Annotated in this window: 18 protein-coding genes and 1 pseudogene; 8 read left to right on the top strand and 11 right to left on the bottom strand. The window is 64.7% G+C overall.

Translation table 11 applies throughout. The features are described from left to right. Window positions 1-309: 309 nt before the first annotated feature. Together JYG34_RS15790 and JYG34_RS15785 are read left to right on the top strand one after the other, a co-directional pair. The gene (locus tag JYG34_RS15790) at window positions 310-651 is read left to right on the top strand and encodes a cupin (protein ID WP_213657335.1); all 342 of its coding nucleotides are present in this window, start codon (window positions 310-312) and stop codon (window positions 649-651) included. 247 nt (window positions 652-898) lie between these two features. Then, window positions 899-1,519 (top strand): hypothetical protein, encoded by a 621-nt coding sequence (locus JYG34_RS15785; protein WP_213657334.1) that lies wholly within the window; start codon window positions 899-901, stop codon window positions 1,517-1,519. Between the two features lie 246 nt (window positions 1,520-1,765). Here JYG34_RS15785 and JYG34_RS15780 read toward each other — a convergent pair whose 3' ends face one another. From JYG34_RS15780 to JYG34_RS15760, 5 genes and pseudogenes are all read right to left on the bottom strand, one after another. Then, on the bottom strand, window positions 1,766-2,254 hold the full coding sequence (locus JYG34_RS15780; protein ID WP_213657333.1) for an arsenate reductase ArsC: 489 nt from the start codon (window positions 2,252-2,254) through the stop codon (window positions 1,766-1,768). A gap of 12 nt (window positions 2,255-2,266) precedes the next feature. Further along, complete coding sequence (locus tag JYG34_RS15775) at window positions 2,267-3,550, bottom strand: arsenic transporter (protein ID WP_213657332.1); 1,284 nt, start codon at window positions 3,548-3,550, stop codon at window positions 2,267-2,269. A 19-nt stretch (window positions 3,551-3,569) separates the two neighbouring features. Beyond that, the gene (locus JYG34_RS15770) at window positions 3,570-3,917 is read right to left on the bottom strand and encodes a metalloregulator ArsR/SmtB family transcription factor (RefSeq protein WP_213657331.1); all 348 of its coding nucleotides are present in this window, start codon (window positions 3,915-3,917) and stop codon (window positions 3,570-3,572) included. A 175-nt stretch (window positions 3,918-4,092) separates the two neighbouring features. Beyond that, window positions 4,093-4,337 (bottom strand): annotated as a pseudogene (locus JYG34_RS15765) (AAA family ATPase); the annotation flags it as partial. 69 nt (window positions 4,338-4,406) lie between these two features. After that, complete coding sequence (locus tag JYG34_RS15760; RefSeq protein ID WP_213657330.1) at window positions 4,407-4,805, bottom strand: hypothetical protein; 399 nt, start codon at window positions 4,803-4,805, stop codon at window positions 4,407-4,409. 303 nt (window positions 4,806-5,108) lie between these two features. Between JYG34_RS15760 and JYG34_RS15755 the strand changes: the two genes are divergently transcribed. Continuing rightward, window positions 5,109-7,904: an amino acid adenylation domain-containing protein gene (locus tag JYG34_RS15755; protein WP_213657329.1), complete on the top strand. Its 2,796-nt coding sequence runs from the start codon at window positions 5,109-5,111 to the stop codon at window positions 7,902-7,904. Window positions 7,905-7,969: 65 nt separating this feature from the next. Further along, on the top strand, window positions 7,970-8,164 hold the full coding sequence (locus JYG34_RS15750) for a DUF1289 domain-containing protein (RefSeq protein WP_213657328.1): 195 nt from the start codon (window positions 7,970-7,972) through the stop codon (window positions 8,162-8,164). A gap of 4 nt (window positions 8,165-8,168) precedes the next feature. On the opposite strand, the gene JYG34_RS15745 is transcribed toward JYG34_RS15750, so the two are convergent. Further along, the gene (locus JYG34_RS15745) at window positions 8,169-8,849 is read right to left on the bottom strand and encodes a phytanoyl-CoA dioxygenase family protein (RefSeq protein ID WP_213657327.1); all 681 of its coding nucleotides are present in this window, start codon (window positions 8,847-8,849) and stop codon (window positions 8,169-8,171) included. A gap of 134 nt (window positions 8,850-8,983) precedes the next feature. Between JYG34_RS15745 and JYG34_RS15740 the strand changes: the two genes are divergently transcribed. After that, window positions 8,984-9,328 carry a hypothetical protein gene (locus JYG34_RS15740; protein ID WP_011534438.1) on the top strand — a complete coding sequence of 115 codons (345 nt, stop codon included), beginning with the start codon at window positions 8,984-8,986 and terminating at the stop codon, window positions 9,326-9,328. Here the strand turns inward: JYG34_RS15740 and JYG34_RS15735 are convergent. Beyond that, window positions 9,325-9,714 carry a hypothetical protein gene (locus JYG34_RS15735; protein WP_213657326.1) on the bottom strand — a complete coding sequence of 130 codons (390 nt, stop codon included), beginning with the start codon at window positions 9,712-9,714 and terminating at the stop codon, window positions 9,325-9,327. The genes JYG34_RS15740 and JYG34_RS15735 overlap by 4 nt on opposite strands. Window positions 9,715-9,975: 261 nt before the next feature. Here JYG34_RS15735 and JYG34_RS15730 point away from each other — a divergent pair, with 261 nt between their 5' ends. The 3 genes from JYG34_RS15730 to JYG34_RS15720 all read left to right on the top strand — a co-directional run bounded on the left by JYG34_RS15730 (window position 9,976) and on the right by JYG34_RS15720 (window position 12,825). Beyond that, window positions 9,976-12,171, top strand: a complete 2,196-nt coding sequence (locus JYG34_RS15730; protein ID WP_213657325.1) for an OsmC domain/YcaO domain-containing protein — start codon at window positions 9,976-9,978, stop codon at window positions 12,169-12,171. A 340-nt stretch (window positions 12,172-12,511) separates the two neighbouring features. Continuing rightward, window positions 12,512-12,655 carry a PA0050 family protein gene (locus JYG34_RS15725; RefSeq protein WP_086009444.1) on the top strand — a complete coding sequence of 48 codons (144 nt, stop codon included), beginning with the start codon at window positions 12,512-12,514 and terminating at the stop codon, window positions 12,653-12,655. 32 nt (window positions 12,656-12,687) lie between these two features. Continuing rightward, complete coding sequence (locus tag JYG34_RS15720; RefSeq protein WP_213657324.1) at window positions 12,688-12,825, top strand: PA0050 family protein; 138 nt, start codon at window positions 12,688-12,690, stop codon at window positions 12,823-12,825. Between the two features lie 56 nt (window positions 12,826-12,881). Here JYG34_RS15720 and JYG34_RS15715 read toward each other — a convergent pair whose 3' ends face one another. The 4 genes from JYG34_RS15715 to JYG34_RS15700 form a co-directional block, all read right to left on the bottom strand. Beyond that, the gene (locus JYG34_RS15715; protein ID WP_213657323.1) at window positions 12,882-13,388 is read right to left on the bottom strand and encodes a GNAT family N-acetyltransferase; all 507 of its coding nucleotides are present in this window, start codon (window positions 13,386-13,388) and stop codon (window positions 12,882-12,884) included. Window positions 13,389-13,410: 22 nt separating this feature from the next. After that, window positions 13,411-14,583: a MerR family transcriptional regulator gene (locus JYG34_RS15710; RefSeq protein WP_213657322.1), complete on the bottom strand. Its 1,173-nt coding sequence runs from the start codon at window positions 14,581-14,583 to the stop codon at window positions 13,411-13,413. Between the two features lie 422 nt (window positions 14,584-15,005). After that, window positions 15,006-15,710, bottom strand: coding sequence for an SDR family oxidoreductase (locus tag JYG34_RS15705; protein ID WP_213657321.1), 705 nt, complete (start codon window positions 15,708-15,710; stop codon window positions 15,006-15,008). A gap of 92 nt (window positions 15,711-15,802) precedes the next feature. After that, a complete protein-coding gene (locus JYG34_RS15700; protein WP_213657320.1) occupies window positions 15,803-16,696 on the bottom strand; it encodes a LysR substrate-binding domain-containing protein in 894 nt (297 codons plus the stop codon). Window positions 16,697-16,781 lie beyond the last annotated feature (85 nt).

Below are 16,781 nucleotides of genomic sequence, written 5' to 3'. Positions count from 1 at the left end.
ACCATGCCTTGCGCTACCGCTGTCAAATGAAACCTTTTTCATGTTGTCAGAAGCGTAGCAGCAATCCGCCATGCTTTCGGGGCTGCAAGCGGGGCCAAGGCTTCAAGTCCGTGCCATACCGGGCCGCCAGCCTTGCGCTAGAGCGGGGCTTGGCGTTATTTCCCAGACAGATGGTATGAATCCCAACCTTTACCTTTCGTCGCCTGCCCTGCGCACAAACGATTGCGCGTTCGCCGGCACGCCCGTGCGACGCTTCACTTTGTAGAACGGTCCAGGCGTTTTTCATCGACGAGCAAGGTCGACACGGCAATGAACGAGCAAGCGGCACCCCCAACCCAAGGCGTCACGGTGGAACTGTTGGCAACGGTCGACCTGGGGCCCGAGATCGAAGGCATGGCCGGGCGCCAGTTGCGCATGCGCAAGGTCACCCTCGCGCCAGGCGCAGTGTTCGGGCCCTTGCACGACCATGTCGACCGTCCGGGCACCGTGTACATCCTGAAGGGCATCATCACCGACCACCGTAATGGTGTCGCCACCGACTATGGGCCGGGCGTGGGTTGGCCTGAGGACCACGATACCCTGCACTGGCTGGAGAATCGCGGCACGGTGGAGGCGGTGGAGATCTCGGTGGATATCGTGCGCCTTGGGTGAAATCATCCGTTCATTGGCCGCCCGGCTTGGCGGTCACCCGCCCTGCGCGTAGGTCGGAAGCAGGCGCAAGTCCTCACCAGTGGCGACACAGGTAATGGCCGCCGGTTTCGGTTGGCGAAGTGGCGTAGGGTCGATCCATGAGAAAGGGGCTTCCTTGGGCATCGGCGTGGGTGCGTGGCGCTTGCCTTATGCATGAGTGGTGGCGCTATGATATCGGCTTTGCACGCCACGACAAGGAGCGTACGTGATGCCTGGCATTGCCGATGTAGCGACAGAGTTCGAAGCATTCATGAAGTCCTGGGAAGACGAGCGCGCTGATCTCCCGTCTGCCATTGGCGCTCTGGCCAATGGCTTTGAAGGGTGGCTGAAATTCGAGTTCTACCTGTGGCTTATTCGTGAACGCGGCCTGCGTGGCCCGAGTGATACGCACTACAGCGATGTGGGCGTTGAGTACAAGGTGGCACTCGACCAGCGATGGTCAGCCATGGATTGCAAGACCAAGCAATGTGATCTCTGGATACGCGACCAGGATGGAAGCCGTTACCACTTCATCGAGCTCAAGGTGCCGTTCTGCAACGCCAACAAAGGCAAGATGTTCGCCAGTGCCAGCAATGACTTCTGGTACATGAGCAGGCTCAAGGCCCAGGCCGAGAAAGCAGCGACAGGCAGCGTGATCATTGTCGGTGTGAATTTCGAACAGGCGCAGTGGAAGGCGCAGGTGGCGACCGTCGAGACCTCTGCGGGAGACCTTCGCCACACCACGCGTGCCGGTGGTGAGGTATCTGGGGCGCAGGGGCTGCGTTGGGCAGTGTTGACCACCCACTACCCAAAGGTATCGGCCGCCGTGGGCGAGCCTGTTTCTGGCTGATCATGGAACACAGATAGCCCACCTGCACAGGAGTCAAAAAGCATCGCGTTTCATCAGGGGCGCACGGCGTGTTTGCCTCCTTCCCTTATTTACCCCAGTTGATCGGGATGGCCGGTTTACGTGGTATCTATCGCTGCTGGCTCAGTCGATTCAGGCGAGGCAGGTTCCCCGTTCTGATCATTGAGCGCGTCAGGCCAGACTAGGTGATAGTCAATACCGGGTTTTCTTGCGCTATCGTCGGTTTGGTCAACGGTTTGCTGCTGCTCGGTATGTACCAATCCGGTCCAGCTCACGCTTGAGTCGGTCACGGTCGAGGCTGGCGAAGGGCAGGGCGAAGAACGCCCGGCAACGCTGCTCGATGTGTGCCAGGGTGGCGTCGAACGCATTGTTCAAGGCCTGCTCGTCGCCCACCACCTCGGAAGGGTCCTCCAAGCCCCAATGGGCTTTGAGCGCCGGACCGAAGTACACCGGGCACGTTTCGCCGGCCGCCTTGTCGCACACGGTGATGACAATGTCCGGTGGGTCTTGCTCGAACGCTTCATTGCCTTTGCTGTACAACCCGTCGATGGCGATGCCGGCCCGCTGCAACGTGCTCAGGCTGCGTGGCAGCACCTGGCCCTTGGGGAAGCTGCCGGCGCTGACCGCTTCGAAACCGGGTGGCGCCAGGTGGTTGAACAGTGCTTCGGACAGGATGCTGCGGCAGCTGTTGGCCGTGCACATGAACAGGACTCGCATGGGTATTCCTCGTCAGAGGCTCAGGCGCAGGGCCAGGGCCGAAAGGGTGAGCAGCAGGACCGGCAGGGTCAGCAGCAGGCCGACCTTGAAGTAATAGCCCCGTGTGATGCGCATGCCCTTGCGCTCCAGCACATGCAGCCAGAGCAGGGTGGCAAGGCTGCCGATGGGGGTGATCTTGGGGCCGAGGTCGCAGCCGATGACGTTGGCGTAGATCATGGCTTCGCGTACCACGCCCTCGGCGGCACTGGCCTGGATCGACAGCGCGCCGACCAGCACACTGGGCATGTTGTTCATCACTGACGACAGCAGGGCCGCGAGCAGGCCGGTGCCCAGGGTGGCGCTCCACAGGCCCTGTGCCGCCAGGCGGTCGAGCAGTTGGGTGAGCTGGTCGGTGAGGCCGGCGTTCTTCAGGCCGTAGACCACCAGGTACATCCCCAGCGAGAAGATCACCACCTGCCAGGGTGCTTCGCGCAGCACGCGGCGAGTTGAGATGCGATGGCCGCGGGCGGCGACCACGAACAGCATCGCCGCGCACACCGCCGCCACGGCGCTCACCGGGATGCCCAGCGGCTCCAGGGCGAACAGCCCGACCAGCAGCACCAGCAGGCTCCAGCCGCCGACCAAGAAGGTGGCGCGATCATGGATCGCCGCCTCGGGGGCCTTCAGCGCATCGAGGGCGTAGTGCCGCGGCAGGTCGCGGCGGAAGTACAGCCACACCACCACCAGGGTGGCGCAGACGCTGGCCAGGTTCACCGGCACCATCACCGAGGCGTACTCGGCGAAGCCCAGGCCGAAATAGTCCGCCGAGACAATGTTCACCAGGTTGGAGACCACCAGCGGCAGGCTCGCGGTGTCGGCGATGAAGCCGGCAGCCATGACGAAGGCCAGGGTGGCGGCGGGGGAGAAGCGCAGGGCCAGCAGCATCGACATGACGATGGGGGTGAGGATCAGCGCGGCGCCGTCGTTGGCGAACAGTGCCGACACCGCCGCGCCCAGCAGTACGCAGAAGGCGAACAGGCGGTGGCCGCTGCCATTGGCCCAGCGCGCCACATGCAGGGCCGCCCATTCGAAGAAGCCGGCTTCATCCAGCAGCAGGCTGATGATGATCACCGCGATGAACGTGGCCGTGGCGTTCCAGACGATGGCCCAAACGGTCGGGATATCTTGCATGGACACTGCGCCCACGGCCAGGGCGATCAAGGCGCCGAGGGCGGCGCTCCAACCCACGCCCAGGCCCTTTGGCTGCCAGATTACCAGCACCAGGGTGAAGACGAATACCGCGATTGCAATCAGCATGGAGGACGTTCCAGGTGGGTCAGCAGCAACGGGCGGCGCGCACCGGGCGGCCGTCCATGTGCTGCAGGCGGGTGGCATTTTCGTGCAGCCAGGCCTGGTTGGCCTGGAGGGTCAGTTGCAGCAGGTCGTGCACCCAGCCGGGGAGCAGCGGGTCGAGGTGGTAATAGACCCACTGGCCCTGGCGGCGGTCCTTGAGCAGGCCACAGTTGCGCAGTTGGGCGAGGTGGCGGCTGACCTTGGGTTGGCTGTCGTCGAGGGCACACATCAACTCGCACACGCACAGCTCGCCGAGTTGGGCGATGAGCAGGGTGGCGCGGGCGCGGGTTTCGTCGGCGAGGCATTTGAAGACGTCGGGGGGCGTGAGCATGGCGGTGATTCTTGATATGGAAATTCGAATATACGGATTTCCATATATCTTGTGCAAGAGGCTGTCGCGATGCATTGCTCAGGCATGACGCCTGTAGGAGCGGCTTCAGCCGCGATCAACCGCAAGGCGGATGCCATGCGCCGCGCCGCCTGCATCGCGGCTGAAGCCGCTCCTACAGAAAACCCAGGAATGCCTTGTCGAGCTTCTCGCTGCAACCTGAGGGCAGGTCGGGGCGGGGGAGTTTCATCAGGCTGCGCAGGATCACCCGGTGCAGGCGCAGGTCGAACGTACGCCGGGCATAGTTGCCTTCGCACACCCAGGCTTGTGGGGCGATGGCTTCGCGCACCCGGTCACGGAATTGCCCGGCGTCAGGTTCGACTTGCCGCTGCCGGCATTGCCCAGAATCACGATCCGTTGCATCAAGGACGTCCTGTCGCGCAAGAAAAAGGACGGCGGTTTTGCGGGTTTCGCGAAGGCTGTCAATGGCCATCAGCGGCGGTAATAGCGATGGTCATCCTCGTAGCGATGGCGCAGGGCGCGATCGTGATGGCGCTCCCAGTATCGCTGGCGTTCCATCTCCCGGCGGTATTGCTCCCGGCGCCATTGTTCACGGCGCCACTGGTCTCTGCGCCAATCGTCGCGACGGTCATAGTCACGCCCGTCGCGCCAGTCCCGGTCATCGTGAGCCAGCAACGTGCTACCTGGCGTACCGGCCACGCTGGCCGTGGTCAGCCATGGGCTGCCAGTGGCGTGGCCCGGTGCTCGAGCAGCCGCGACTCCGGATGTGAAAACAGGGGCTGGAGTCTTCATTTGCGCGGCCGACGCCGAACCCGCCGCCGCGAGCGCGAACAAGCCAAGGAGCAGTATCCGTGGGGCATGTAGTTTCATGGAGAAGACAACCTCTGAATGACAGTGGATCGTGGCCGCCTGGCGGCACCGCACGGTCGTGCCATGCGTACCCACATAGACCGGAAACGTGCAAAAAGTTCTGCCCCGCCCTTAGATAAATAGTCAGCGAACTCAATGCGTTGCGCGTTGTCGCGACGACCGTGGCGCCAACCGTCGGACGGCTGCTGGCGTGCCGTGCTGGCGTGCACTAGCGTTCAGGCTTATAGCCCTCGGCCATCATCGCACCGGGCTGCCGGGCAGGGATGTCAGTCACGCACCGTCGCTGCGGGGTCAACGCCCATCATGCCGCACTCACTCCCAGACCCGACCCGGCGCCTGGCGTACCAGGCCAGCGCCCCGATATTCCAGGCCTTCGTGCAACAGGCGCAGCGTTGGCCCGAGGCCACGGCGGTCACAACCCAGGACCTCGCCTGCAGCTACCAGCAGCTCGAACGCATCAGCCATGGCATCGCCGCGTATCTGCTGGCGCTCGGGGGGGCTGCGGGCGACCGGGTCGTGATCGTCTCCAGCCGTTGCGCGGGCCTGGTCTATGGGCTGCTAGGCGCCTCCCGCGCCGGGTTGACCTTCAGCGTGGCCGACGCGGCTTATCCGCCTGGGCGCATCGGGCAGATCATCGACCTGCTCCGGCCGGCCTTCGTGCTGGTGTGCGGCAGCGCGGAGGTTGCACTCGACCCGCAAGGTCCGCACGTCATCAAGGTGCCGGAGGCCCCGGACGTGGCGTTGCGGCAGTTTGGCAATGCCGCGCTGGACTTGCCCGAGGTCGACCCGGCACGCCCGGCCTATATCACGTTCACTTCGGGCAGCACGGGCGAGCCGAAGGGTATCGTCACCCACCATGCGCCGTTGGTGCACTTCGTCCGATGGCATGTCGAGCGCCACGGTTTTACCCGCGACGAACGTTTCTCCATGGTGTCGGGGCTGGGGCACGACCCGGTGTACCGGGATGTGTTCACGCCATTGTCGATCGGCGCGCGGATTGCCTGCCCGGCCCAGGCGACCCTGACCGACCCCCAGGCATTGGCAACCTGGGTATACGACGAAGGCGTCACGGTCATGCACCTCACGCCGCCGTTGGGCAGGTTGATCGAAACCGGCGCCACGCTCGCGGGCCTGACGCTGGAGCGCCTGCGCTACCTGTTCTGGGGGGGGGACGCGCTGAGCCCGGCGTTGCATCAGCAGATTCGCGCCGTCGCCCCCCAGGCTGCCAGCGTCAATTTCTATGGCACCACTGAAACGCCGCAGGCCATGGCGTTTCACCCCATCGAGGCACCGCCGGCCACAGGTCGCATCCCCTTGGGCAAAGGCATCGACGACGCCCAGTTGCTGGTGCTGAACGAGGCCGGGCAGTTGGCGGGCGAGGGCGAAGTGGGGGAGATCCTGATCCGCAGCCCCTACCTGTCGCTGGGCTACTGGGGGGACGTGGCGCTGACCGGCGAAAAGTTCGTGGTCAACCCGTTCACCGGTGACGCCAGGGATATCTGCTATCGCACCGGCGACCAGGGCACCTACCTGCCCGACGGCAGTGTCGACTTTCTGGGGCGCGCCGACAGCCAGGTGAAGATCCGTGGTCACCGCGTCGAGCTGGCCGAGATCGAAAGCACCGTCGCGCGTCATCCGCAGATCCGCCAGTGCGTGGTGCTGGCCTTGAATGAACATGGCGCGACAAAGCTGGTGGCCTGTTGCGTGGCGCGTCAGGCGGTGTCGAGCGCCGAGCTGCGCGATGCGTTGGGTGGCCAGTTGCCGGACTACATGGTGCCGGCGCAGTGGTTGTTCGTGGCGTCGGTGCCGCTCACACCCAATGGCAAGGTCGACCGGCGCGCGCTGGCCAAGCTCGTCGACACTGCGCGAGCAGCACCCACCCAACCGTTGACACCCCTGGCACAGCAATTGAGCGAAGCCTGGGCACGGATACTTCAGGTCCCGAGCATCGACAGCAGCCTCACCTTCGTCGAGCTGGGCGGTGACTCGCTGACCTTCGTCCAGGCCTCGATGGCCCTGCAGAAGCTGATCGGCCAGTTGCCGCAGCGCTGGGAGATGACCCCGGTGCAGGAGCTGGCGACGCTGGCGGTCGAGCCCGGCGCTGCGCGCCGGGCAACGCGGGCCATGGAGGTACCGGTCCTGTTGCGCATGCTGGCGATCATCCTGATCGTCGCCGGGCATTTCGGGCTGTTCGGCGGCTGGATGGTGACCGGCGACACGGCGACGCTGTTCCTGATTTCCGGCCTCAGCCTGGCGCGGTTCCAGCTGCAGGCCATCGAGGAACGGGGCGATGCCCGCGCCTTGCTCCGGTCGGTCGCCGCCATCGCGGTACCGACCGTGCTTTACACCGTGCTGATCCAATGCGTGTTCGACCGCCTGCACTGGCAGTCACTGCTGCTGGTGTCCAACTGGTTCGCCCCTGAGCAGGTTGGGGTCTTCAATTATTGGTACATCGAAGTGCTGGTGCAGATGATCCTGCTCATTGGCCTGGTGCTGTCGATCGGGCGGGTGCGCAGGGCGATCCTGGCCGACCCGTTCCGTAGCCTGGCGCTGGCGGCCTGTGCGTTGCTGGTGGCCGATGTGTTGATCACGCTGTTCGTCTACGACGCCAGCCCGTTGTACAACCGGGTGCCGCAGCACTACCTGGCGATCACCGTGTTGGGCATGGCGGTGCACTACGCCGATTCGGCGGCGCGCAAATGGGTGGCCAGTGCCCTGGCGGTGCTGGTGATCGGTGAACTCGATCTGTTCACCCTGGCCGGCTATGGGTGGGAGGCTACGATGATCAGGATGCCCATCGATATTGCCCTGCCGGCGGTGCTTGCGCTGATCTGGGTACGTGCCGTGCCGGTGCCGGCGCTGTTGGCGCGGGTCGGCACGCTGATCGCCTCGTCGACGCTGTTCATCTACTTGACCCACTACCAGTTCAAGTCCGTTGCACAGCGTGTCCTGGACCTGCCGGTGTTCGCGCTGCTGCTCTGCCTGGTGGGGGGCGTGGTGGTGGGGTATTGCTGGAACAGCGTGGTACGTTGGGTGATGACACGCCTGGGCAGGGGGCGCGCAAAGCGGCGTGTGGAGGCGGCCGAGCCCGTTGCCTGAAGCGCGTGCTGTTGGTTCCCGCGGGTGTTGCCGGTAAGATGCGCGCCCCTCAACGGAACAACCCCATGGCCAAAGACATCGACAACCCCTGCGTCTCGCTCTGCCAGCTCAACAGTGAACTGTGCGTGAGTTGTGGCCGGACTCGGGACGAGATTCGCAAGTGGCGGGGCATGAAACGCCCGGAGAAGATGGCGACCGTACAGCGCGCGGCCACGCGGATGAAGGCCATCGCCAAGAAGAATGCCAAGCGTCAGGCCTGACGCATCAGGGGGCACTGTAGGGGAGCCCCGAGGGCTCGAAGCTGTCCTGGGTGCTCATGCGGATATCGCGCAGCTTCAGCGTTTGCAGGTGGGACGTGTACAGGCCCTGCGCGCTGTAGTTGACCAGCAGCGAGCGACGACGGGCGCCAGTGGTGTTGAGACTGGCCGCGTGCACCAGGTCGACATCGAACACCAGGATGTCACCGGCAAGGCCCGACACGTGCACGGCGCGGGACTCGTCGCCGAAGTCGAAGGGCGGCTCGCCCGGCAGCGGGCGATGGCTGCCCGGGACGATGCGGGTCGCGCCGTTGGCGGGGCCATAATCATCCAGGTAAACCAGGGCACCCACCATGTCGCCCGGGCGTTGCGCGCTCAGGTCGCGGTGCAGTTGCTGATGACCGCCGCCAACGAGGGGTTCGCGCCCCTCCACTTGTGAGAGGAAGAAACGCTCGCCGATCAGCTCGCCAGCCGTCGCCAGCACGCACGGTAGCCGGCACACCGCCTGGATCAACGGGGCGCAGTCCAGTTGCGAATGACGCCAGTCCTGGCCACGTGGCACTGGCCATTGCGCCGAGGGTTTCACCCCGGCATCGAACACGGCGCGCAAACCTTCCAGCCAGGCCGTCGGAATCGCTTGGCGAAGCAGGGCATAGCCGTCTCGGTGCAGCCGTTCGCGTTCGTTCATCGCGTTTCGCAATCCCTGTCATCCGTGCGCCGGGCAATGGTAGTGGCTGGGGCGTGCTTTTGCGAGTGAAGCCAGGAAACACCAAACGCTTCTAGACTTGCGCTGATGGCGGGAACCTACTGGGAGTGCGGCGAATGCGCAGACTGTGGCGAAAGTACCTCGACCTGCTGGAAGCGGACCTGAGCACCAAGGTGTTCGACAACTTCAAGAACCTGCTGGTGTGCGCCTTGCTGTTCGCCGCGGGCACCGAGGCCATTCATGGCGACCACCAGATCCTGCTAGGGCTGTGGGTGTCGAGCACGAGCGGCTGGGGGCTGATCCTGGTGTCGGCGTTGCTGTTGCTGCTCAACGTCAGCGACACCTTGCACCGCTTGGCCAAGCTGCCCTACCACACCTTGTTGCAGGTGCTGCTGTGCCTGCTGTACCTGATCCTGGCCTCGCGAGTAGTGGAGATCGTCTGGAGCTTCCGCGCCGCCTAGAACAGCGCCTTGGGCATGAACACCAGCCTGATCGGCACGTCGTGCTTGTAGGTGGCCGCCGCAGGGCCGGCGTCGGCCGTGAAGTCCGGGTGCCAGGCGCGCAGTTCATGGTCGGACAGCCATTCGAGTTGCAACTGGTTCTCCGGCGCCGCCGTGTCGAACTGCACCAGCGGGTTGAGCGCCGACTGGCATTCGGCCGATTGGCCGGGCTCGAGCACCGAGACCTGGAGCTTTTCGCTCCAGGTGAGCGCGCCGCTCTGCGGGCACTTGCGCACTTCGACGTGGTAGCGCCCGTTTGGCGAGGGCAGGTCGGCGACGATCTGGTCGGGGCCGCAGGCGGCCAGCAGGACGGAAGACAACAGCAGGGGCAGGGCGGTCTGGTTCATTGCGGCACTCCGTGCGCCTTGGCGCCCGACCGGCGGTATGCCGGGCAGGCATCGTCGTGATCGAAGGAAACCATAGACCAGGGCGGCGGGTCTTGGGAGCGTATTGGCCCGGCCTTGCCGGGCATCGCCAGCAAGGCAGGCTCCTACAGGTGAATCACTGGCCGCTGTCGGATGGCCGCGTCTGGCCAACACTTCCCGGCAAAAATCCCGGATAATGCCCGCCGTTCATTTGTTCCCGCCCGCTTTCTGGTACCCCCGCGCATGGAAATCAAGGTCAATTTTCTCGACAACCTCCGTCTCGAAGCCAAGTTCGACGACTTCACGGTGATCGCCGACCAGCCGATCCGCTACAAGGGCGACGGCTCGGCCCCGGGGCCGTTCGACTACTTCCTGGCGTCGTCGGCCCTGTGCGCGGCGTACTTCGTCAAGCTGTACTGCCAGACCCGCGACATCCCCACGGAAAACATCCGCCTGTCGCAGAACAACATCGTCGACCCCGAGAACCGCTACAACCAGATCTTCAAGATCCAGGTCGAGCTGCCCGAGGATATCTCCGAGAAGGACCGCCAGGGCATCCTGCGCTCGATCGACCGCTGCACCGTCAAGAAGGTGGTGCAGACCGGCCCCGAGTTCATCATCGAGGAAGTCGACAACCTCGACGCCGACGCCCAGGCGCTGCTGATGCCGGTGTCGGACAGCACCACCTACATCCCGGGCAAGGACCTGCCGCTGGAGCAGACCATCGCCAACATGTCGGCGATCCTGGCCGGGCTTGGGATGAAGATCGAGATCGCCTCGTGGCGCAACATCGTGCCCAACGTCTGGTCGCTGCATGTGCGCGACGCGCAGTCGCCGATGTGCTTCACCAACGGCAAGGGCGCTACCAAGGAAGCCGCGCTGGCCTCGGCGCTGGGCGAGTTCATCGAGCGGTTGAACTGCAATTTCTTCTACAACGACCAGTTCTGGGGCGAGGACATCGCCAACGCGCCGTTCGTGCACTACCCCAACGAGCAGTGGTTCAAGCCCGGGCCCAAGGATGCGCTGCCGGCCGAAATCCTCGACGAAAACTGCCTGGAAGTCTTCAACCCGGACGGCGAGCTGCGCGGCTCGCACCTGTACGACACCAACTCGGGCAACAAGGATCGTGGCATCTGCTCGCTGCCGTTCGTGCGCCAGTCCGACGGCGAGACGGTGTACTTCCCGTCCAACCTGATCGAGAACCTGTACCTGAGCAACGGCATGAGCGCCGGCAACACCCTGGCCGAGGCGCAGGTGCAGTGCCTGTCGGAAATCTTCGAGCGGGCGGTCAAGCGCGAAATCCTGGAAGGCGAGCTGTGCCTGCCGGATGTGCCTCAAGAGGTGCTGGCCAAGTACCCGGGTATCGTCGCCGGCATCCAGGGGCTGGAGGAGCAGGGCTTCCCGGTGCTGGTCAAGGATGCGTCGCTGGGCGGCGAGTTCCCGGTGATGTGCGTGACCTTGATGAACCCGCGCACCGGTGGCGTGTTCGCCTCGTTCGGCGCCCACCCAAGCTTCGAGGTGGCATTGGAGCGCAGCCTCACCGAACTGTTGCAGGGGCGCAGCTTCGAGGGGCTGAACGACCTGCCGCAACCCACCTTCGAAAGCCACGCGCTGACCGAGCCGAACAACTTCGTCGAGCACTTCATCGACTCCAGCGGCGTGGTGTCGTGGCGCTTCTTCAGCGCCAAGGCCGACTTCGAGTTCGTCGAGTGGGACTTCAGCGGCCATGGCGAAGATTCCAACGTGCAGGAGGCGCAGACCCTGTTCGGCATCCTCGAGGGCCTGGGCAAGGAGGTGTACATGGCCGTGTACGACGACCTCGGCGCCACCGCCTGCCGCATCCTGGTGCCAGGCTACTCGGAGATCTACCCGGTCGAGGACCTGATCTGGGACAACACCAACCGGGCGTTGGGTTTCCGTTCCGACATCCTCAACCTGCACACCCTCGACAACCGTTCGCTGAAGCTGCTGCTCAAGCGCCTGGACAATGCCGAGGTGGACGATTACACCACCATCACCACGCTGATCGGCGTCGAGTTCGACGACAACACGGTGTGGGGCCAGCTCACCATCCTCGAGCTGAAGTTACTGATTCACCTGGTGCTGCAGCGTTTCGAGGAGGCCAAGGAGCTGGTCGAGATGTTCCTGCAGTTCAACGACAACACCGTCGAGCGCGGGTTGTTCTACCAGGCGCTCAACGTGGTGCTGGAGGTGGTGCTGGACGATGAGCTGGAGATGGCCGACTACGAAGCCAACTTCCGCCGCATGTTCGGCAACGAGCGGATGGACGCGGTGCTGGGGTCGGTGGACGGCAGCGTGCGCTTCCATGGGCTGACGCCGACCAGCATGAAGCTGGAAGGGCTGGACCGGCACCTGCGCCTGGTCGAGAGCTACAAGAAGCTGCATGCGGCGCGGGCGCGCGCGGCTGGGTTGGTTTGAGGCAGTGGGTTGTTTCTAGGCGTTTGGCGGTAGTGTTGCAGCGTCTGTGAAATCGAGCGCCGCCCGCGCGGCGCATCGCGGCTGAAGCCGCTCCTACACCCGCCAGGGCTAACTGGCCCTGTAGGAGCGGATTTATCCGCGATGCGCCGCGTAGGCGGCGCTCGATCCCCAGTGCATTGCAAAGCCGCCAAGCACCTGCTCGCCATCACGCGATCAAAACCATCCAAATGAGCGCGACACTGCGCCACGCTTGCCAGGCCGACCCCAAGGTCACATGCTGACGGCCACGTCACCGTGCGTAACACGGATCGTTGTCGATGTTTCGACCAAGGAGGTCAAGGTGAAAAGAAAACTGCTGGCAGCGTCGGCGCTGCTGTGGATGTTCTCGCTGAATGCGCAGGCGGACTGTGCTGTGCTGGGGCCTTGGGAAGACCCTTGCTCGGGCGCGGTGCTTGGGCCAACGGTTTGCGTGTGCGAGCGTTGATCCCCGTTTTTCTTAAGACAAGGAGGTTATCAATGAAAAAAGTGATGCTGGCAGTGTTGTTGACGTGTGGTGTCTCGCTGACCGCCCAGGCGTCCTGCCCGGTGTTCGGGCCATCCAAGGACCCGTGCGCGGGGCCGGTGTTCGGGCCGTCGACCTGTGTCTGCCCTTGAGCTGACCAAATGATGTGAAAAAGGGCCGCTTTGCGGCCCTTTTGCATTGGCGAGGGTTACTCGGTGGCGGAGAAGGCGTCGTGATACTGCACTGTGCCTTGCGCCACTGCGCCGTCGAAGGCCAGGGCCTGGAAGTACTCGGCAGGGACGCCCGGCAGCGTCAGCCCCGGTTGGGGCTTGAAGCCGAACCTGCCGTAGTACGCCGGGTCGCCCAGCACCACGCAACCTACGCCGCCCATGCGCTGCAACTCGGCCAATGCGGCTTTCATCAGCAGCGACCCGATGCCTTGACCCTGGCGGGCCGGCAGCACCGAGATCGGCCCCAGGCCGAACCAGCCGCGTACGCCTGATGACAGGGTCACCGGGGAGAGTGCGACATGGCCAACCAGGGTGTCGCCCTCGACGGCCACCAGCGACACGCTGAGTTGCCCCACCCGGCGCAGGGCGTCGACGATGACGTGCTCGGTATGGCTGGCGTGTTCGGCGTTGGCGAAGGCCGCCTCGGTCAGGCGGTTGATGTTGCGGATGTCTTCAGGTCGTTCGTTGCGCAGCGTGATGTTCATATCCAATCGCTTTCGAGGGTTCTCAGGGTTGTTTTTGCAGGATGAACAGGTGATAGCCGTACTCGCCGAGGTGGCGCGCGTGGATCTCCAGTTCGCGGGTGATGTCGGCCAACGCCTGGGAGGCGAAGGCCGTGCTATCCAGCGTGGCCAGGCGTTGCCGCAGCGGACCGAGGTAGTTGTCCCAGGCCTGCTGGCTCAAGGGGAAGTGGTGCAGTACCCGGTAGCCCAGTTTGCCGATGGCGGTCAGGCGTGATGCCACGTTTTGCAGGTCGGGGTAGTTGGCCTGCCAGAATGCGCCGGCCTCCTCGGACAACACATCGGCGACGCGGACCAGGTCGCTGACCACCAGCACGCCCTGTGGCGCGAGGAACGCTTGCCAGTACTTCAGGGCCTGGGCGAAGCCCATGATGTAGGCGCAACCCTCGGCCCAGATCGTGTCGAACTGCCCGGGCGCGAACGGCAGTTCGGTCATGCTCGCGCACACCCGGCGAACGCGGTCTTGCAGCCCCTCGGCCGCGAGCGCGTCGCCCAGATGGCCGAGGTTGTGTTCATCATTGTCCAGCGCAGTGATGGAGGCATGAATGTGTGCTGCCAGCAGTGTGGTGGTGGCGCCTCGGCCGCAGCCGATTTCCAGCACCGTGTGTGGCGCGAAAGGCAGGGCCTGCAAGGCTGCCAGGGTGTCTTCGGGCGAGCCGGGCCCGAGGCGTTGAAGACCTTCGAGCAGGTGCTCGAAGTCGGCCATGTAGCGTTCGTGTTCGTTCATGTCTCTGGATAGCCATTTCAGGCGCAGGGCCTGTTTTTCGTTGAAGCCCTGCTTGCGCAGCCAGGCCAGGTGGGCGCCCGGCGCCTGGTGTTCGAGGGCCTGGTGCCAGGGGCGCATGGACGCAAGGCCCAGCATCGCGGCCAGCAGATCCCGCGATTGCTGGCGGGCGGCGATCTCTTCGTCCAGCGTGCGCAGGCGGGCGAGCAGGGCGGGCCTGTCGATGCGCGCCTCAAGGCAGGCCTGGCATTCCTTCAGGGTCAGGCCACCGGCCTGCAACTGCTGCAACAACCGGAGTTGCTGCAGGTCTGCATCGTTGTAATGGCGGTAGCCGTTGGCCTCGCGCCGGGATTTCATGAGCCCGATTTTTTCGTAGTAGAGCAATGTGGAGCGGCTCAGGCCTACCAGGGTCGCCAGTTCGGAAATGCGGTACATCGGCCTTCACCTCATGCAGTGGGTGGTGACCTTAAACTATGAAGTTATAGACAGGTAAAGCAGGAAACGAGGGGGTTTGTGGGGAGAGATATGGCGTCCATGAGATCGAGCGCCGCCCGTGCGGCGCTTCGTTTCAACCTGCCATGGCCTCACAGGTGTGGCACGTTTTGTAGGAGCGGATTCATCCGCGATGCGCCGCGTGGGCGGCGCTCGATCTTGAGAACGCTGCAAGGCTATCGCCGAGGCTGTGCTATCACTACAAGGTTGCACATGGAGGCCTGGGAGCTTGCGATGAGTCGCCTGCAGTGGCTGAGCTTCGTGCTGTCGCAGTTCCCCTATACCCGGCCCTGGGGCGAAAGCCTCAACGTGCACCTGCCCGGGACCCTGGCGAGGGCAGCGAAAAGAACTGACCCGCCATCCACTCACACGCTGCGCGTCAGCCCACCATCGACCTTGATGTTCTGCCCGGTGATGTAGGCGGCGCCGTTGCTGGCCAGGAAGGCGATGGTGGCGGCGATCTCCTCGCTGGTGCCGTAGCGCTTGAGCGGCACGCTGTCGCGGCGCTGCTCGGTGGCCGGCAGGCTGTCGATCCAGCCGGGCAGGACGTTGTTGATGCGCACGTTGTCGCCGGCGAACTCGTCGGCGAAGATCTTGGTGAACGCCGCCAGCCCCGAACGGAACACCGCGGAGGTGGGGAACAGGGCGCTGGGTTCGAAGGCCCAGGCGGTGGAGATGTTGATGATCACCCCGGCCTTCTGTCGCTGCATGATCGGCGTCACCAGGCGGGCCGGGCGGATGACGTTGAGCAGGTAGGTGTCCATGCCCTTGTGCCAGTCCTCGTCGCTGATCTCGAGGATCGGCGCGCGCGGGCCGTGGCCGGCGCTGTTGACCAGCACATCGATGCGCCCCCACTTGGCCATGACCGTATCGACCAGGCGCTGCAGGTCTTCCACCGACTGGTTGCTGCCGGTGACGCCCACGCCGCCCAGTTCATCGGCCAGGGCCTCGCCCTTGCCCGACGACGAGAGGATCCCGACCTTGTAGCCGTCGGCGGCCAGGCGCCGCGCCGCGGCCGCTCCCATGCCGCTGCCACCGGCGGTGATGATCGCTACTTTTTCGACTGACATGCTGCCTCCAGGTAAATGCCTTGACTGAGGCTGTAACCCTAGCAGCACAACGTGGGGCGAGGGAGGCAGCCGAGCTTTGCGGAGCCAGTAGCTCAGCTATCGGCTACCTGTTGCAGCAGCCAGGCCTTGACCCGCTGCAAGGTCGCCGGCTGTCGGGGCTTGCGTGGCCACACCAGGTAGAACGCCTTGTCCAGGCGCAACCGTTGGGGGAAAACCTGCACCAGCCTGCCTGCGGCGAGGTCGGCCGCGACGAAGGCATGGCTGGCCAGGCAGATGCCCTGGCCGTTGACGGCAGCCTCGATGGCCAGGGCGGTCTGGTTGAAGCGCATGTGCCTGGCGCTGGCCGGGGCGTGCCCGGGGTAGAGGGTGGCGGTGAACTGGGGCCAGAAACCGTGGGCGTCATGCAGCCAGACGAAGTTTTGCAGGGCCTCGAAACTGTCTGGCAGGCCCTTGTCCGCAATCAACTGCGGGCTGGCCACTGCGACGATACGTTGCTCGAGCAGCAGCTCGGCGTTCAGCCCGGCGCCGAAGGGCGGCTGGCCCTGGCGCACGGCAAGGTCGACCCCATCGGTGTGGAAGTGCGACAGCCGGTCGGTGGCGAGCAGGCGCAGGTCGATCTGCGGGTTGTCCTCGGCGAACGCCCCCAGCCGGGGGATCAGCCATTTCGAAGCGAAGGTGGGGGTGACGCTGACCGTCAGGTGGGCCGGCGCTGGCTTGAGCAGGCGGGTGGCCTCGTCGATCATCGCCAGGGCGTCGCGCACGCTGGCGCTGTAGGCCAGGCCCGCGTCGGTCAGCCCCAGGCCCCGTGGCAGGCGCTCGAACAGGCGGATCTCGAGGCTGGCCTCCAGCCCGCGGATCTGCTGGGCCACCGCGGCCTGGGTCAGCCCCAGTTCCTCGGCGGCGAGGCGGAAGTTCAGGTGCCGGGCCACCACCTCGAACATGCGCAGGGCGTTGAGTGACGGCAATGATGGGAAACCGGCGGGCATGGCGATGGCTGTTCTATCGGCGGGAGCGTGTGTGCCGAGACTAGCCTCGATGCTTGGGTAAAGGAACCCATGCCAGTAGAAAAAC

Origin of the sequence: Pseudomonas entomophila, from assembly GCF_018417595.1 — a bacterium.
Taxonomy (GTDB): Bacteria; Pseudomonadota; Gammaproteobacteria; order Pseudomonadales; family Pseudomonadaceae; genus Aquipseudomonas; species Aquipseudomonas entomophila_C.
Note: the sequence above shows the minus strand (reverse complement) of the source record. Positions and strands in the feature narration are given on the sequence as shown.

Excerpts from the sequence above, each read along its gene's own strand:
- JYG34_RS15730 (WP_213657325.1), top strand. The coding sequence starts at position 9,976 with ATGGAAATCAAGGTCAATTTTCTCGACAACCTCCGTCTCGAAGCCAAG.
- JYG34_RS15780 (WP_213657333.1), bottom strand. The coding sequence starts at position 2,254 with ATGCGAGTCCTGTTCATGTGCACGGCCAACAGCTGCCGCAGCATCCTG.
- JYG34_RS15790 (WP_213657335.1), top strand. The coding sequence starts at position 310 with ATGAACGAGCAAGCGGCACCCCCAACCCAAGGCGTCACGGTGGAACTG.
- JYG34_RS15750 (WP_213657328.1), top strand. The coding sequence starts at position 7,970 with ATGGCCAAAGACATCGACAACCCCTGCGTCTCGCTCTGCCAGCTCAAC.
- JYG34_RS15740 (WP_011534438.1), top strand. The coding sequence starts at position 8,984 with ATGCGCAGACTGTGGCGAAAGTACCTCGACCTGCTGGAAGCGGACCTG.
- JYG34_RS15775 (WP_213657332.1), bottom strand. The coding sequence starts at position 3,550 with ATGCTGATTGCAATCGCGGTATTCGTCTTCACCCTGGTGCTGGTAATC.
- JYG34_RS15720 (WP_213657324.1), top strand. The coding sequence starts at position 12,688 with ATGAAAAAAGTGATGCTGGCAGTGTTGTTGACGTGTGGTGTCTCGCTG.
- JYG34_RS15755 (WP_213657329.1), top strand. The coding sequence starts at position 5,109 with ATGCCGCACTCACTCCCAGACCCGACCCGGCGCCTGGCGTACCAGGCC.
- JYG34_RS15760 (WP_213657330.1), bottom strand. The coding sequence starts at position 4,805 with ATGAAACTACATGCCCCACGGATACTGCTCCTTGGCTTGTTCGCGCTC.
- JYG34_RS15710 (WP_213657322.1), bottom strand. The coding sequence starts at position 14,583 with ATGTACCGCATTTCCGAACTGGCGACCCTGGTAGGCCTGAGCCGCTCC.
- JYG34_RS15705 (WP_213657321.1), bottom strand. The coding sequence starts at position 15,710 with ATGTCAGTCGAAAAAGTAGCGATCATCACCGCCGGTGGCAGCGGCATG.
- JYG34_RS15700 (WP_213657320.1), bottom strand. The coding sequence starts at position 16,696 with ATGCCCGCCGGTTTCCCATCATTGCCGTCACTCAACGCCCTGCGCATG.
- JYG34_RS15785 (WP_213657334.1), top strand. The coding sequence starts at position 899 with ATGCCTGGCATTGCCGATGTAGCGACAGAGTTCGAAGCATTCATGAAG.
- JYG34_RS15770 (WP_213657331.1), bottom strand. The coding sequence starts at position 3,917 with ATGCTCACGCCCCCCGACGTCTTCAAATGCCTCGCCGACGAAACCCGC.
- JYG34_RS15715 (WP_213657323.1), bottom strand. The coding sequence starts at position 13,388 with ATGAACATCACGCTGCGCAACGAACGACCTGAAGACATCCGCAACATC.
- JYG34_RS15735 (WP_213657326.1), bottom strand. The coding sequence starts at position 9,714 with ATGAACCAGACCGCCCTGCCCCTGCTGTTGTCTTCCGTCCTGCTGGCC.
- JYG34_RS15745 (WP_213657327.1), bottom strand. The coding sequence starts at position 8,849 with ATGAACGAACGCGAACGGCTGCACCGAGACGGCTATGCCCTGCTTCGC.